14 protein-coding genes are annotated in these 14,638 nt (G+C 65.3%); 10 read left to right on the forward strand and 4 right to left on the reverse strand.

The window, feature by feature from the left end; all coding sequences use genetic code 11:
* The 4 genes from HFGMBDPB_RS14525 to HFGMBDPB_RS14540 are packed head-to-tail and all read right to left on the reverse strand — an operon-like array spanning window position 1 to window position 4,157.
* Window positions 1-1,143 (reverse strand): CaiB/BaiF CoA transferase family protein, encoded by a 1,143-nt coding sequence (locus HFGMBDPB_RS14525; RefSeq protein ID WP_126312934.1) that lies wholly within the window; start codon window positions 1,141-1,143, stop codon window positions 1-3.
* Window positions 1,144-1,164: 21 nt separating this feature from the next.
* On the reverse strand, window positions 1,165-2,127 hold the full coding sequence (locus HFGMBDPB_RS14530) for a Bug family tripartite tricarboxylate transporter substrate binding protein (protein ID WP_046988291.1): 963 nt from the start codon (window positions 2,125-2,127) through the stop codon (window positions 1,165-1,167).
* A gap of 40 nt (window positions 2,128-2,167) precedes the next feature.
* Window positions 2,168-2,947, reverse strand: a complete 780-nt coding sequence (locus tag HFGMBDPB_RS14535) for an SDR family NAD(P)-dependent oxidoreductase (protein WP_016450520.1) — start codon at window positions 2,945-2,947, stop codon at window positions 2,168-2,170.
* Window positions 2,948-2,969: 22 nt separating this feature from the next.
* Window positions 2,970-4,157 carry a thiolase family protein gene (locus HFGMBDPB_RS14540; RefSeq protein WP_047327981.1) on the reverse strand — a complete coding sequence of 396 codons (1,188 nt, stop codon included), beginning with the start codon at window positions 4,155-4,157 and terminating at the stop codon, window positions 2,970-2,972.
* A gap of 161 nt (window positions 4,158-4,318) precedes the next feature.
* Here HFGMBDPB_RS14540 and HFGMBDPB_RS14545 point away from each other — a divergent pair, with 161 nt between their 5' ends.
* The 10 genes from HFGMBDPB_RS14545 (at window position 4,319) to HFGMBDPB_RS14590 (ending at window position 14,637) form a co-directional block, all read left to right on the forward strand.
* Window positions 4,319-5,884, forward strand: a complete 1,566-nt coding sequence (locus HFGMBDPB_RS14545) for an AMP-binding protein (RefSeq protein WP_126312935.1) — start codon at window positions 4,319-4,321, stop codon at window positions 5,882-5,884.
* A gap of 48 nt (window positions 5,885-5,932) precedes the next feature.
* Window positions 5,933-7,075, forward strand: coding sequence for an acyl-CoA dehydrogenase family protein (locus tag HFGMBDPB_RS14550; RefSeq protein WP_012202629.1), 1,143 nt, complete (start codon window positions 5,933-5,935; stop codon window positions 7,073-7,075).
* Between the two features lie 269 nt (window positions 7,076-7,344).
* Window positions 7,345-9,723 (forward strand): type VI secretion system Vgr family protein, encoded by a 2,379-nt coding sequence (locus HFGMBDPB_RS14555; protein ID WP_212645631.1) that lies wholly within the window; start codon window positions 7,345-7,347, stop codon window positions 9,721-9,723.
* 45 nt (window positions 9,724-9,768) lie between these two features.
* Window positions 9,769-10,080 carry a PAAR domain-containing protein gene (locus tag HFGMBDPB_RS14560; protein ID WP_016453939.1) on the forward strand — a complete coding sequence of 104 codons (312 nt, stop codon included), beginning with the start codon at window positions 9,769-9,771 and terminating at the stop codon, window positions 10,078-10,080.
* A gap of 6 nt (window positions 10,081-10,086) precedes the next feature.
* On the forward strand, window positions 10,087-10,695 hold the full coding sequence (locus tag HFGMBDPB_RS14565) for a DUF4123 domain-containing protein (RefSeq protein ID WP_017405334.1): 609 nt from the start codon (window positions 10,087-10,089) through the stop codon (window positions 10,693-10,695).
* Window positions 10,674-11,096, forward strand: coding sequence for a hypothetical protein (locus HFGMBDPB_RS14570; RefSeq protein WP_249343433.1), 423 nt, complete (start codon window positions 10,674-10,676; stop codon window positions 11,094-11,096). The genes HFGMBDPB_RS14565 and HFGMBDPB_RS14570 overlap by 22 nt, the downstream gene beginning before the upstream one ends.
* Window positions 11,093-11,848 carry a hypothetical protein gene (locus HFGMBDPB_RS14575; RefSeq protein WP_212645632.1) on the forward strand — a complete coding sequence of 252 codons (756 nt, stop codon included), beginning with the start codon at window positions 11,093-11,095 and terminating at the stop codon, window positions 11,846-11,848. Before HFGMBDPB_RS14570 ends, HFGMBDPB_RS14575 begins: the two co-directional genes overlap by 4 nt.
* 37 nt (window positions 11,849-11,885) lie before the next feature.
* A complete protein-coding gene (locus HFGMBDPB_RS14580; protein WP_249343434.1) occupies window positions 11,886-12,974 on the forward strand; it encodes a type VI immunity family protein in 1,089 nt (362 codons plus the stop codon).
* Window positions 12,975-13,008: 34 nt separating this feature from the next.
* Window positions 13,009-14,103: a type VI immunity family protein gene (locus tag HFGMBDPB_RS14585; RefSeq protein ID WP_212645634.1), complete on the forward strand. Its 1,095-nt coding sequence runs from the start codon at window positions 13,009-13,011 to the stop codon at window positions 14,101-14,103.
* A 12-nt stretch (window positions 14,104-14,115) separates the two neighbouring features.
* Window positions 14,116-14,637, forward strand: a complete 522-nt coding sequence (locus tag HFGMBDPB_RS14590; protein WP_249343435.1) for a hypothetical protein — start codon at window positions 14,116-14,118, stop codon at window positions 14,635-14,637.
* The last annotated feature ends 1 nt before the right edge of the window (window position 14,638 follow it).

Below are 14,638 nucleotides of genomic sequence, written 5' to 3' on the forward strand. Positions count from 1 at the left end.
TCAGCGGGCGCTGCGCCAGACTTCCTGCGCGCGCCCTGCGCTCACCTTCTCCCGCACGCTGGCGGTGTCGGAGCCTGCGGCGCTCGCAGGACCCGGGGCATAGGCCTGGCCGTCAAAGCGTGGCGCGGGGCTGGCCTGGAGGGCGCCGCCTTCGGGCTGCAGATAGACGCCACGCGCCTGCAGGTGCGGGTGGCTGGCGGCTTCCACAGGGCTGAGCACGGCGCCGAAGCAGGCATCGCTGCCCTCCAGCAATTGCTGCCAGTGCGCGCGGGGCCGGGAGGCGAACAGCGTCTGCAGCTGCGCGCGCCGCGCGGGCCAGGCGGCGCGGTCCCACTGGGGGCCCTGGAACGCTGCGGCACCGGCCAGGCCCAGCCTGTCCAGCAGCAGGGCGTGGAACTGCGGCTCGATGGCGCCCACGGTGATGAAGCCGCCATCGGCACAGGCATAGGTTTCGTAAAACGGCGCACTGTCGTGGATGCTGTGGCCGCGCTCGTCGGCCACCAGACCGCGCTGGCGCGCGTGCAGCATGAGGTTGAGCATGTGCGCCGCACCATCGACGATGGCCGCGTCCACCACGGTGCCGCGCCCCGTGGCGCGTGCCTGCACGATGCCGGCCAGCAGCCCCGTCATCAGGTACATGGCGCCGCCGCCGATGTCGCCCAGCGTGGCAAAGGGCGAGACCGGCCGCGCGCCGGCCGGCGAGCATCCCCACAGCGCGCCCGAGACGGCGGCATAGTTGTTGTCGTGGCCGGCTGCCTGGGCCAGCGGTCCGTCCTGGCCCCAGCCCGTCATGCGGCCATAGACCAGGCGCGGGTTGAGGGCCTGGCAGGCCTCGGGTCCCAGGCCCAGGCGCTCCATGGCGCCGGGCCGCATGCCCTCGATCAGCGCATCGGCATCGCGCACCAGGGCCAGCACCAGGTCACGCCCTTCGGGCGACTTGAGATCGGCGAACACCGAGCGCTTGCCGCGCGACAGCGCGGAGGCGGCTGAGGTGGCTGAGGCGGATGAGGTGGCGGCGGGTTCCGCCTCGGGCCGCACGATGGACACCACATCGGCTCCCAGGTCCGCCAGATGCATGGCGCAGAACGGCCCCGGGCCGATGCCGCCAATCTCCAGCACGCGCACGCTGTCCAGCACCTTCATGGCGTCTCCGTCGAAATCGGTTCAGTCGAGTTGCAGCTGGCGGCTGGTGATCAGCGCGCCCCAGCTCTTGCGGTCGTTGTCCACCAGCTGGGTGAACTGCGCCTGCGGCATGCCGCCCGGGCGGCCGCCGAGCTCGCGGTAGCGGCGCGCCACCTCGGGGTCCCGGAGCACGGCGACCAGGCCGTCGGTGAGCTTGCGCACCACGGCGGGCGGCGTCTGCGCGGGCAGGAAGAAACCCATCCAGCCGACCTTGTCGAAGTCCTGCAGGCCCAGCTCGGTGGCGGTGGGCACGTTGGGCAGCTCAGGCTCGCGCTGCGCGCCGGTCACGGCGATGGGATGCAGCTTGCCCGCCTTGATATGCACCAGCGAGGCCGTGAGGTTGTCGAACATGAACTGCGTCTCTCCCGACACGATGGCCGCCGTGGCCGGTGCCGAGCCGCGGTAGGGCACATGCACCACGTCCACGCCCGTGCGCTCGCGCAGCAGCTCGCCCATGAGGTGCGTGGTCTGGCCCACGCCGGCCGAGGAGAACGACAGCTTGCCCGGCGCCTGCCGCGCGGCCTTGAGCAGATCGTCCAGCGAGCGCACCGGCGATGCCTGGGGCACGACCAGCACGTTGGAGAACGAGATCATGTCCGTCAGCGCCACGAAGTCCTCGGGCCTGTAGGGCAGCTTCTTGTAGGCCGTGTAGTTGATGGCGTTGGAGCCCGTGTTGCCCACCAGCACCGTATAGCCGTCCGGCTGCGCGCGTGCCACCTGGCTGGCACCGATGGAGCCGCCCGCGCCCGGCTTGTTGTCCACGATGACGGGCTGGCCCAGCCGCTCGCCCAGCTTGAGCGCCAGCAGCCGCGCGGGAATGTCGGTGGAGCCCCCGGCCGCGCCCGGCACGACCAGGGTGATGGGCCGGGTGGGCCAGGCATCGGCTGCAATGGCGGCCGTGGCGCACAGCAAGGCAGCCGCCGCCAGCGTGAGACGTTTGAACATGGTGTTTCTTCTCCGCGCGTGTGCTGGGCCGGGGCGCTTCTCAGCGAGGACTCATCCGAATGGCACCGTCCAGGCGAATCGTCTCGCCATTGAGCATGGGATTTTCAAGAATGTGCAGCGCGGTCAGCGCGTACTCGGACGGGTGGCCCAGGCGTGCGGGGTTGGGCACGGAGGCGGCCAGCGACTGGCGGATGTTGTCGGGCAGCTTGGCCAGGATGGGCGTGTCGAACAGGCCCGGCGCAATGGTGCACACGCGGATCATGCGCGTGGCCAGGTCGCGCGCGGCGACGATGGTCATGCCGATGATGCCGGCCTTGGCCGAGGCATAGGGAATCTGGCCGATCTGCCCCTCGTAGCCCGCCACCGAGGCCGTGAGCACGCAGGCGCCGCGCTCGCCTTGCACGGGCTCGTTGCGCGCCATGCTGGCGGCGGCCAGGCGCAGCGTGTTGAAGGTGCCGATCAGGTTCACGCGCACGATGCCCGTGTACTTGTCCAGCGAGCCCGGGCTGCCGTCCTTTTCCACCAGCCGCAGCGGCCCGCCCACGCCCGCGCAGTGCACCAGGGCGCGGAACTCGCCGAAGTCCTCGGCGGCCGCAATGGCGGCGGCCATCTGGTCGGCGTCGGCCACGTCGGCCTTCACGAAGCGCAGGCGGCTGCCGTGGCGCTGGCGGGCGGCGTCCACCATGGCCGCGCCGCGGTCCTCGTTCAGGTCCACCACCACCACGTTCAGGCCGCGCTCCAGCAGCGCCAGGGCCGATGCCTCGCCCAGGCCCGATACGCCGCCCGTCACCAGGGCCGTCATGTTCTCTTGCAGTTGCATGGATGTGTCTCCCGTGCCTGGCTCACAGGCGTTCGATGATGGTGGCGTTGGCCATGCCGCCGGCCTCGCACATGGATTGCAGGCCGTAGCGCGCGCCGCTGTCCTCCAGCGCGTGCAGCATGGTGGTCATCAGGCGGATGCCCGAGGCCCCCAGCGGATGGCCCAGGGCGATGGCGCCGCCGCGCGGGTTCAGCCGCTCGGGGTCGGCGCCCAGTTCCCTCAGCTCTTTCAGCCAGGCCAGGGGCACGGAGGCGAAGGCCTCGTTGATCTCGCAGTGGTCCATCTGCTCCAGCCGCATGCCGGCCTTGGCCAGCACGCGCCGCGTGGCGGGAATGGGGGCCGTGAGCATGTACAGCGGATCGTCGCCCACCACGTCCAGCGCCACGAAGCGCGCTCGCGGGCGCAGGCCCAGCTGCTGGGCGCGCTTCTCGCTCATCAGCAGCATGGCGCTGGCGCCGTCGGTCATCTGCGAGGCATTGCCCGCCGTGGTGTGCCAGCGGATCTGCGGAAAGCGCGCCGACAGCTCGTCGTTCTGGAACACGGCCTTGAGCGCGCCCAGCTTCTGCGCCGTGGTGGCCGGGCGGATGGTCTCGTCGGCCGTGAAGAGGCCGGCAGGCGTGGTGATGCCTACGATCTCGCGCTCGAAGTGCCCGGCCGACTGGGCCGCATGGGCGCGCTGGTGCGATCGCGCGGCATAGGCATCCAGTTCCTCGCGGCTCAGGCCCCAGCGCGCGGCCACGAGGTCGGCCGACACGCCCTGGCCCACCAGCCCCGGCGCAAAGCGCGCATCGAAGCGCGCGCCCGTGGTGTTCTGCCCCATGCGCGAGCTGCCCATGGGCACGCGGCTCATGGACTCCACGCCGCAGGCGATCACCATGTCCTGCGTGCCCGACATGATGGCCTGCACGGCAAAGTGCACGGCCTGCTGGCTGGAGCCGCACTTGCGGTCGATGGTGGTGGACGGCACATGGGCCGGCAGGCCTGCGGCCAGCCAGGCCAGGCGGCCCGGCGTGCCGGCCTGCTCGCCGGCCTGGCTCACGCAGCCGGTGATCACATCGTCCACCGCGCCGGGGTCGATGCGGTTGCGCTGCACGAGCTGCTCCAGCACCTGGCTGAGCAGATCGACGGGGTGGAGTTGGGCCAGGGCGCCATCGGGCTTGGCCCGGGCCATGGGACTGCGGATGGCATCGACGATGACGGGAGTGTTCATGCTGATTTAATGAGACTGGAGGTTCACGAAATGAATGATAAGTCTCGAAATTTGCATTGAACAAAGCGTTTTCCCGGATGAAAAACCGCGCGCAAACAAAAATACTTGCTGAAACCCGATGAATTCGAGACGGCGGATTCAAAAAACCAAAGGAGACAGGCGTGCATGACTTTCACAGCTGGGCCGATGCCCGGCCCGACCGCGTTGCGCTGACCATGGGCGACAGCGGCCAGCAGCACACGGCGGGCGCGCTGGCGCAGCGCTCGCGCGAGGTGGCGCAGTGGATGGCGGGGCAGGGCCTGGCGGCCGGCGACACGGTGGCCGTGCTGATGGAAAACCGCGTGGAGATCCTGGAGCTGGTGCTGGCCGCGCGCCTGGCGGGCCTGTACGCGGTGGTCATCAGCACCCACCTGACGGCGCCCGAGGTGGCCTACATCCTGGGCGACAGCGGGGCGCGCCATGTCTTTGCCTCGGCCGCCACGGCGGCGCAGCTGCCGGCCGAACTGGCCGCCTCCGTGCATTCGGTGGACGGAGACTGCGCATCCACGGGCCTGCCGTCGCTGGCCGATGCCCTGGCCGCCTGGCGTGTGCAGGCGCCCGCGCCCATCGACCTGTCAGGCCGTCCGCTGGGGCGCGACCTGCTGTACTCCTCGGGCACCACGGGCCGGCCCAAGGGGATCAAGAAGGCGCTGCCGGCGGCGCTCTACCGCACGCAGGCCGACCCCGAATTCCTGGCCTGGCAGCGCAACATGGGCTTTGACGCCGACACGGTCTACCTCTCGCCCGCGCCGCTGTACCACGCAGCGCCGCTGCGCTACTGCCTGCGCACGCTGGACGGCGGCGGCGCGGTGGTGATCACGGCGCGCTTCGACGCACAGCAGGCGCTGGCGATGATCGAGCGCTACCGCATCACCCACAGCCAATGGGTGCCGACCATGCTGGGCCGCCTGCTGCAGCTGCCCGAGGAGGTGCGGCACGGCTATGACCTGTCCAGCCACCGCTGCGCCATCCATGCGGCCGCGCCCTGCCCGGTGGCCGTCAAGCAGGCGCTGCTGGACTGGTGGGGCGACATCCTGCTGGAGTACTACGCAGGCTCCGAAGGCTGCGGCATCACGCTGATCAACTCCGCCGAATGGCGCCGGCGCCCAGGCTCCGTGGGCCGCGCCAGCTACGGTCGGCTGCGCATCGTGGGCGACGACGGGCAGGAGCTGCCTGCGGGCCAGATCGGCCGTGTGTTCTTCTCGGACGTGGCGCCCTTCGCCTACCTCAACGACCCCGCCAAGACCCGCGAGGCCATCGACGAGCGTGGCTGGGCCACCTATGGCGACCTGGGCCATGTGGACGAGGAGGGCTACCTCTTCCTCAGCGACCGGCGGGCCGACCTCATCCTGTCGGGCGGCGTCAACCTCTATCCGCAGGAGATAGAGAACGCGCTGGCCACGCACCCTGCCGTGCAGGAGGTGGCCGTGGTCGGCGTGCCCGAGCCCGACTTCGGCGAGCAGCCCATGGCCGTGGTCGTGCTGCGCCAGGGCCATGCGGCCAGTGCAGAGATGGCGCACGCCATCGTCGCCGAGGCCGGCGCCACGCTGTCGCGCCTCAAGCGCCCGCAGCGCCTGCAGTTCGTGGACGAGCTGCCGCGCCTGCCCACGGGCAAGCTGCTGCGCCGCGTGCTCAAGGACAGGCTGCGCGAGCAGCCCCACGCGGGCTTCAACCTGCGCAGCGCCTGAACGGCCCTTCCCCGTCTTTCCTCACCGACAACCACCGGATACCGACCCATGCAAGACCTGACCGAGCGCTCCGTCTACCGCGAAGACCATGAACAGTTCCGCGAGCAGGCCCGCCGCTTCTTCGAGCGCGAGATCGTCCCCCACCATGCCGAATGGGAGCGCCAGGGCATCGTGCCCAAGGAGGTCTGGCGCAAGGCCGGGCGCGAAGGCCTGCTCAACCCCATGCTGCCCGAGCCCTATGGCGGCGGCGGCGACTTCGGCCATGCGGCCGTGCTGCTGGAGGAGATCGCGCGCACGGGCGCCAGCGGGCTGGGCTTTCCGCTGCATTCGGACATCGTCGCGCCCTACATCCATGCCTATGGCAGCAAGGCCCAGAAGGACCGCTGGCTGCCGCGCATGGCCGCGGGCGAGCTGATCGGCGCCATCGCCATGACCGAGCCCGGCGCGGGCAGCGACCTCAAGTCCGTGCGCACCACGGCGCGGCGCGAGGGCGACCACTACGTGCTCAACGGCCAGAAGACCTTCATCACCAACGGCATCAACTCGGAGCTGGTCATCGTCGTCGCCAAGACCGCGCCCGAGATGGGTGCCAAGGGCGTGTCCCTGATCGTGGTCGAGGACGGCATGCCCGGCTTCTCCAAGGGCCGCAAGCTCGAGAAGATCGGCCTCATGGCGCAGGACACCTCGGAGCTGTTCTTCGACAACGTGCGCGTGCCGGCCGACCACCTGCTGGGCGAGGAGAACGCGGGCTTCAGGTACCTCATGCACGAACTGGCCCAGGAGCGCCTGGTGGTGGCCGTGCGCGCCGCCGCCTCCATCGAGGCCTTTTTGCACAAGACCATTGCCTACACGCGCGAGCGCAAGGCCTTCGGCCAGCCGGTGTTCGACTTCCAGAACACGCGCTTCAAGCTGGCCGAGGCCAAGGCACAGGCCACCATGCTGCGCGTCTTCGTGGACGACTGCATCGCCCTGCACCTGCGCCGCGCGCTCGCGCCCGACCGGGCGGCCATGGTCAAGCTCAATGCCACGGCGCTGCAAAACCGCCTGCTCGACGAATTCCTGCAACTGCACGGCGGCTACGGCTACATGACCGAATACCAGATCGGCCGCGCCTGGACCGATGCGCGCATAGGGCGGATCTACGGTGGCAGCGACGAGATCATGAAGGAGATCATCGCAAGGACTCTTTGAACCCCTGAGCGGCTGCGCGGGCGTGCGGCGCCCTGATCCGGGGGCGGCCAGCCGGGGCGATGTGTGGCGGCTGCACATCATGAAGGCCCTTGCTCCGGCCGCTTGTCCTAGGCTTTTCCCAAGCCCGATCCGAGTGGGAGAAGCGGCAATTTTCCTTTTGGCAATCCTATTTTTTGGCAGAAATTGGAATTTCCATAGAGCGGCTCATTCTTCCATGATCTTTCCGTATCGAAAGATCGGGAGGGCGCCCCCACAGGGCGAGAGCACCAATGACACGCCGAGTCACCATCCATACGCCATTGGGCGATGAACTGCATTTCCGTGAATTGCGCGGCCAGGAAAACATCAGCCAGCTCTTCAGCCTCGATGTGGAAATGCTCAGCGAAAGCGAAAGCATCGATCCCAAGGCCCTATTGGGCAAAAACGCCACCATAGAAATAGAAACCCAGGGCGGCGGCAGGCGCTTCATCGACGGCATCGTCACCCGCTTCGGCATGCAGGGCCAGGACCACCGCCACTACGCCTACAAGGCCCGCCTGAGCCCCTGGCTGTGGCTGGCCACGCGCAAGAGCGACTTTCGCATCTTTCAGAACCAGACCGTGCCCGACATCATCGAGCAGGTATTGGGCGTCTATGGCCATCCCCTGCAAAGGAAACTCACCCGCGCCTATCGCAGTTGGGATTACTGCGTGCAATACAACGAAAGCGATTGCGACTTCGTCTCGCGATTGATGGAGCACGAAGGCATCTACTACCACTTCGCGCATGCCATGGGAGAACACACCCTGGTGCTGTGCGACGACATCATTGCCTCGCACGGCGCATTGCCCGGCGGCGAATCCATTCCCTTCTATCCCCCGGAAAAAGCCGCCGCGGGCGATCAGGAAAACATCCACGCCTGGCAGCTGGAGCAGGAAATCAAGCCGGGCCGCCATTACATCGACGACTACGACTTCAAAAAGCCCCGGGCCGAACTGTCCCACATGCGCCGCGATCCACCGGGCCATGCGCACGACGGCCATGAAACCTACGAATGGCCGGGCGGCTACACGGAGTACGGCGACGGAGATGCCTACATCCGCGTGCGCCTGAAGCAAGGCCTCACGGGCCACAGCCGGGTGCGGGGCCAGTCCTGCCATCGGGCGCTGGCCACGGGCTACACCTTCAGCCTCTACAACTACCCGCGTGGTGACCAGAACCGGCAGTACCTGATCACGGGCCTGAGCTACCACCTGAAAGAAAACCCTCGCGTCAGCGCGATCTCCAGCGTACGTGGCGTCCCATCCGCACCGAGTACCCGGGACGGCGCCAAGGAAGAAGGCTCCTTCCAGCGCTACGAGCTGCAGGCCCAGCCCACGGATCTTGCCTTCAAGCCACCGCGCACCACGCCCAAGCCGCGCACCACGGGGCCGCAGACGGCCATTGTCGTGGGCCCGGCCGGGCAGGAAATCTGGACCGACGAATACGGCCGCATCAAGGTGCAGTTCCACTGGGACCGGCTGGGCAAGAAGGACCAGAACTCCAGCTGCTGGATCCGCGTGGCCACCAACTGGGCCGGCCCGGGCTTTGGCGCCATCTCGATCCCCCGCATAGGGCATGAGGTGGTGGTGGACTTCCTCAATGGCGACCCCGACTATCCGCTGGTCACGGGCTGCGTCTACAACGCGGCCAACATGCCGCCCTGGGCGCTGCCGGCCAATGCCACGCAATCGGGCATCAAGACCCGATCGAGCAAGGATGGCAACCCGGGGTCAGGCATGAAGAACGGCCAGGGCGACGCCAACGCCATCCGCTTCGAGGACAAGGCGGGCGCCGAACAGCTGTGGCTGCATGCACAGAAGGACCAGCTCACCGAAGTCGAGAACGACGAAGACAAATGGGTGGGCAACGACCGGCGCAAGACCATCGACCGGGACGAGACCAGCGTCATCCACCGCGACCGCACGGAGACCGTGGACCGCAACGAGAAGATCGATGTCCACGGCTGGCGCACGGAGGTGGTGGACCTGGACGAGACCCTCACCGTCCACCAGAACCGCACGCGCACGGTGGACCTGGATGAAAGCATCCGCATCTGCAAGAACCGCACGAAAACCGTGGATGCCAATGGACGCGACAGCATCGGCCGCAACTGGACCCTGGCCACGGGGCGCATGAAATCCGAAACCGTGGGCATCGGCTACACGCAGGGCACGGGCCTGTTCAAGATGGTCACCGTGGGGTGTGCCTACAACCTCAACGTAGGCGCGGTGCTGATGAGCAACGTGGGTGTCCTGCGAAGCGACAGCGTGGGGATGGACTGGAGCCGGACCGTGGGGCGCAACCGCAGCGCGCAGGTTGGAAACGATGAAGGCCTCATCGTGGGCAACAACCGCAGCAGCACCATCCAGAACAACGACAGCACCGAGGTAGGGCAGGACCAGGCGGTCAACGTCGGCAACGACCACGCGCTGCGGGTGGGCGCCAACAGCCTGGTCGATGCGGGCGGACAGCTGGCCCTGGCGGCGGGCACCACGCTGACGGTCGATGGGCAACAGGTCATCGTCACCGGCACCCGAAGCATCCGGCTGCAATCGGGGGCGAGCTCCATCGAGATCTCTCCGGCCATGGTCGAGATCAAGTCGCCGCTGGTGAAGATCAACTGCTGAACCCGGGGCACTCGCATGGGACAACCTGCAGCAAGAGTGGGCGACATGCATGCCTGCCCCGCCCACGGGGGCGGCGCCATTCTCTCCGGCCAGGCCGATGTGCTCATCGGCGGCATGCCGGCGGCCAGGGTCACGGACCAGGCGCTGTGCCCCCGTTCGCCGCCCGACGCCATTGCCGAAGGCGAAGCCACGGTACTGATCGGCGGCAGGCCCGCAGCCCGCATGGGGGACAGGACCGTGCACGGCGGCGTGGTCGTCTCGGGCTGCACCACCGTCTGGATCGGTGCGAATGCGGGCCGGTGCCTGGCCGAAGCCGCGCAATCGGGGGCCGCCTTCGTGTCGGCCATGGAGGACTGAATCGCCATGTCCACCTTGATCCCCCCAGGCCCCGGCACGCCGGACGAACTCCAGATGGCACGCCAGGCCGTGCTCGAAAAGGTGGCGGCGACCTATGACGGCCTGCTCTACGCCATCGTGGACGCGGCGGCGGATGAGCACCTGCATGACGCCATCCTGGCCGAGCCGCCGCAGTCCGGCATCACCTGCCTGTATGACGGCATGCCCGCCGCCCGCTATGCGCGCTACGCGCCCTATCTCATGCGGGTGCATGCAGGCAGTCCGCTGTTCCAGCGCTGGCCGCATGAAGGCTGGCAGGCGCACTGGGGCATTTTCCTGATCAGCCGGCTGCCGGCCCCTGCGCTCAAGCGCCATCTCAAGCGGTTTCTGCAGGCCAGGGGAGACGGCGGCCAGCGGCTGTGGCTGCGCTTTTACGACCCGCGCGTGCTGCCTCGCCTGCTGGCGCAGTTCGACCCGGCGCATCTGGGGGACTGGTTCCGCGGCCACAGCATCCTCGCCTGCCTGGCACCGCATCCCGAGGGGATCTGGGTCGGCATGGCGCAACGCAAGTTTCTGGACCACGTCACAGGCCTGGCGCGCCTGGACAACAGGCAATGGGAGGTGTCTTCGCCATGATGGAAATTTCAACCCTGGAAATGCAGCGCACGCTGCGCCGCAACCTCGTGCCCAGCGAAGAAGGGATTGCCGCCATCGTGCGGCAGACCTGCCATCTCAGCGAGCAGGATTGGCCGCATGACAGGCTGCTGGCCCATACCCGGCGAGGCCTTGACCGCGCGGTGGGCTGGGGCCTGTCGACGCCGGACGATGTCATCGGCTTCCTGGCCTTGCGCCACCAGTTTGGCGAGCGCTTCGACGAATTTCCCGCCGTGCGCAAATTTCTCGCGCGCACCGACCTGCCGCCTGACGGCCGCATCCAGTTGATGATGCTTGAGCTGCCGATGGGGATCTGGGACGTGGTGCGGCGGCGCACGCCTGTGGGCGAGTCCTCCTCGCCCCTCGGCGGGCCTGGCGCATGAGCTGCGAACAACTGGTCCCCGCCTTCATTGCCCTCAATCGCCTGAAGCGGTCCAGGGACCTGTGCAAGGCCGTCGTGCTTGTGGGCTTCAACAAGGTATGCGGCACCCGGGACTTCGACAACGAACTGGACCGCAGGGCGCTGTGCGAGCTGTTTTGCTGCTGCATGACCGGCGGCCTGGGCCAGCGCTGCGTGGCCGGCGTGGTCATGCAGGCCGACGGGTTTGAAGGCTACCGGGGCTACTACAAGCAGGAAGTGCCGTACCTGAACAAGGCCCCCGTCATGTCGCGCAGGGAGCCCGTACGACCCACGCGCAGCCGGCCTGCGGGCTCGCGCATCCCGGATGTGGTCGTGGTGAAGAACCCGCGCCTTCCGCCTGTGCTGGACAACGTGCAGCGGGTCTATGAGATGAAATTCCCGGGGGATAAATTTTCTTCAGAATTTGGGCCAGACGGCAAGATACAGTTTCAGGCATATAGCGACATTTTTAAAGAAAAGTTTTTCAAGGATGCCTTAGACGCAGGAAGTTGTGCTTGCGAAGGCGATGGAGAAACGACGAACGAAGGCGTATTGAACCAAGCAATGCGATGGCAGGCCAACAGAGAAAAGGAAATTTATTTGGCAGAACGGGTAAATGCGGATACGGCAGCAGCAATTGGGGCTGCGGCCGGTGCGTCCGCATTGGGGCGTGTACTCCGAGGTGTAGGTGCGGTGGGAACCGCACTGGCAAGAGTCCTCGGCGTGACATTTTGAAGCAATGGCTTCGGTACGGTCAGATATGGAGATGGATATGGCTAAAGACTTTAATAAACCTTTAAGCACTAAAGAACTGCAAAAAGCTACCGTGGCGACTATGGATATTCTGAAAGCGATGGTATTACAGAATAGATTTGGACGTATTTGCGCAAGAGCTGGGTGGACCATCGAAATGGTGTTCCATGAAGGGGATTCACTGGCCGTACGTGAGCGTGCATGGAAAGTGATTGATCTGTTTTGTGAGGTTGTTGGCGCAGACAAGCTTGCAATATGGTGGGGTCTGGCGCCTATGTCACTGACCAGCAAGCAAGCACAAGCGAGAATTGCCAAACACAAGCCGAGTACGCTTAACAATCCCGAAGGGTTTGCGATGATTTTTGATCTAGCTTCGGGAAATCCAAAGCCACCAGATGACTGGGTTGAAAATGCTCAAGACTTTCGACTTCACTGCCGTATAAACAACGATGAAGGTATTTGGCTACATGACCGCCATATCTCGCCTGGCATAGGTCCTGCCATGTCTTTCATTCGCATGGCGTTTCCCGCATGGTGGATTCTGGGTCAGCCGCCCGAGCGCAATGTGGGCCGGATCACCTCCCAGGTGGTGGAATTAATGCAACCCTTCTGGGCTATTGCCGGGTGGGGTGTCATTCCTGCAGTGGAAGAACGCAATATTGGACCCGATGGCAAGGGCCAGCAGGTGCTGTATCCCTATCTGAAGCGGTTCCCAGGATTGAATGCCATAGGAAGTCTTGCATTGTTCGATCATGACTTCAACAACGCCATGTACAGCATCAACTGGCTGAGTTTTGTCAGCGATGCCTTGCTGGAAAAACTGGGCGGGCGAGAGGCCGTGCGAAAGCAGGTGGAGGCCAGTCAGTATCTTTCGGCCGGGGATGTGGGCAACTGCCTGGGAATCCGTGCGGGAGACTTTCCTGGTCTGGGGGATATGGATCAAGGACTGACGCTGCCCGCCTTTGGCGAGGCGGCGCGCCTGCTCAAGCCTGTTCGCGCCAGATCCCGGCTCAACAACTTCATCGGCCCACCGCCTTCGGGCTCCAATGATGAACATGCGTGGCTGCTGGCATGCGATGCCTATATGAGTCGGTTTGATTTTTTCTGATTTCCGGGGATTATTAAGGAGTGGAGGAGCGGCAATGGATGCAAGACATGACTTCGACTGGCCATCAGTCAATGAAAAATCGGGCACCAACATGGTGGAAACACTGGATATTCTCAAGGGGATGGCGTTGCAGGATAGATTTGGATGTATTTGCGCACGAGCAGGCTGGACCATTGAAATGGTATTTCATGAAGGAGATTCTCTGGCTGTGCGTGAGCGTGCATGGAAGGTGGTTGATCTCTTTTGTGAGGCTGTCGGTAAAGAGAAGCTGGTTTACTGGCATGATGGTATGCCGGCTAGATTAATCAGTAGTGCGGCGCAGAAGAAACTGACCACGAAGAAGCAAAAGAGCCTGGATAATCCTAAAGGTTATGCAATGATGTTTCACTTGGCCTCTGGCTCGCCAAAGCCGCCGGAAGCGTGGACGGATAATGCACAAAACTTTCGTCTTCGCTGTTGCATAGCTAACGAAGAGTTCACATGGCCACATGACCGGCACACCTCCCCTGGAATAGGTCCTTCCATGTCTTTCATTCGCATGGCATTTCCCGCGTGGTGGATCATCAACCAGCCGCCAGAAAGCAATGTGGGTCGCATTACCTCTCAGGTGGTGGAATTGATGCAACCCTTCTGGGCCATTGCAGGGTGGGGGGTCATGTCAACGGTTGAAGAACGAAATATCGGACCTATTAGCCAAGGGCAGCAAGTACTTTATCCCTATTTGCAGCGGTTTCCTGGATTGAATGCCTTGGGCAGCCTTGCGTTGATAAGCCATGACTTCAACAACGCCATGTACAGTATCAATTGGCTCAGTTTTGTCAGTGATGCCTTGCTGGAAAAACTGGGCGGACGGGAGGCAGTGCGTAAGCAGGTTGAGGCCAGCCAATACCTTTCTGCCGGAGATGTGGGCAACTGCCTGGGAATTCGTGCAGGAGATTTTCCGGGGCTGGGGGACATGGATAAGGGACTGACACTGCCGGCCTTTGGCGAGGCGGCGCGTCTGCTCAAGCCTGTCCGTGCCAAATCCCGGCTCAATGACTTTATCGGTGCCCCGCCATCAGGATCCAACGACGAAGACGCGTGGCAATTGGCATGCGACGCCTATATGCGTCGTTTTGATGAGTTCTGAATGGAAAGCACCATGAAGCCACAGCCCATCGCCCCGTTGATGGATGCCGTGTTGCGCACGCTGGGACGGCACAGCCGGCAGGATTACCTGCGCCTGGCCCTGCGCCAAGCGGGATTGAGCGATGCGCAGCTGCTGAAGATCGATCACGCCCCGCCTTACCCGGTGACATGGGCGGAGACGGGGCTGGGCCTGGTCCTTCAACGCCTGGCCTGGGGCGACATGCCAGGCGCTCCGACATGGGGCGTGCACAGCGTGACCCTGGATGCGCAGCGCTGGAAGGGGTCCTGGCCCATGGGCCTGGATCCGGAGACCGTGACCGCGCAGGAATTCGTCAGCCTGCTGGCCCAGGACCCGGCCGAGGCGATGTGCCTGCCCCAGATGGCCTGCTGCACGACCTGCGGTTTCGACGAGCAGACATGGGCACTGGTGGCAGTCTTTGGCGGCGCCAGCGGCGCTTTGCAGAATTTGACGATGAGCCGGGTCGGGGAATGGGTGGGGCTTTCCATGCTCCCGGCCTGGCAGGGAGCCGGGTAGC

This window comes from Delftia sp. PE138 (genome assembly GCF_018320755.1).
Taxonomy (GTDB): Bacteria; Pseudomonadota; Gammaproteobacteria; order Burkholderiales; family Burkholderiaceae_C; genus Comamonas; species Comamonas tsuruhatensis.

Excerpts from the sequence above, each read along its gene's own strand:
- HFGMBDPB_RS14570 (WP_249343433.1), top strand. The coding sequence starts at position 10,674 with ATGGGAGGTGTCTTCGCCATGATGGAAATTTCAACCCTGGAAATGCAG.
- HFGMBDPB_RS14530 (WP_046988291.1), bottom strand. The coding sequence starts at position 2,127 with ATGTTCAAACGTCTCACGCTGGCGGCGGCTGCCTTGCTGTGCGCCACG.
- HFGMBDPB_RS14585 (WP_212645634.1), top strand. The coding sequence starts at position 13,009 with ATGGATGCAAGACATGACTTCGACTGGCCATCAGTCAATGAAAAATCG.
- HFGMBDPB_RS14525 (WP_126312934.1), bottom strand. The coding sequence starts at position 1,143 with ATGAAGGTGCTGGACAGCGTGCGCGTGCTGGAGATTGGCGGCATCGGC.
- HFGMBDPB_RS14555 (WP_212645631.1), top strand. The coding sequence starts at position 7,345 with ATGACACGCCGAGTCACCATCCATACGCCATTGGGCGATGAACTGCAT.
- HFGMBDPB_RS14560 (WP_016453939.1), top strand. The coding sequence starts at position 9,769 with ATGCATGCCTGCCCCGCCCACGGGGGCGGCGCCATTCTCTCCGGCCAG.
- HFGMBDPB_RS14550 (WP_012202629.1), top strand. The coding sequence starts at position 5,933 with ATGCAAGACCTGACCGAGCGCTCCGTCTACCGCGAAGACCATGAACAG.
- HFGMBDPB_RS14590 (WP_249343435.1), top strand. The coding sequence starts at position 14,116 with ATGAAGCCACAGCCCATCGCCCCGTTGATGGATGCCGTGTTGCGCACG.
- HFGMBDPB_RS14580 (WP_249343434.1), top strand. The coding sequence starts at position 11,886 with ATGGCTAAAGACTTTAATAAACCTTTAAGCACTAAAGAACTGCAAAAA.
- HFGMBDPB_RS14575 (WP_212645632.1), top strand. The coding sequence starts at position 11,093 with ATGAGCTGCGAACAACTGGTCCCCGCCTTCATTGCCCTCAATCGCCTG.
- HFGMBDPB_RS14565 (WP_017405334.1), top strand. The coding sequence starts at position 10,087 with ATGTCCACCTTGATCCCCCCAGGCCCCGGCACGCCGGACGAACTCCAG.
- HFGMBDPB_RS14540 (WP_047327981.1), bottom strand. The coding sequence starts at position 4,157 with ATGAACACTCCCGTCATCGTCGATGCCATCCGCAGTCCCATGGCCCGG.
- HFGMBDPB_RS14535 (WP_016450520.1), bottom strand. The coding sequence starts at position 2,947 with ATGCAACTGCAAGAGAACATGACGGCCCTGGTGACGGGCGGCGTATCG.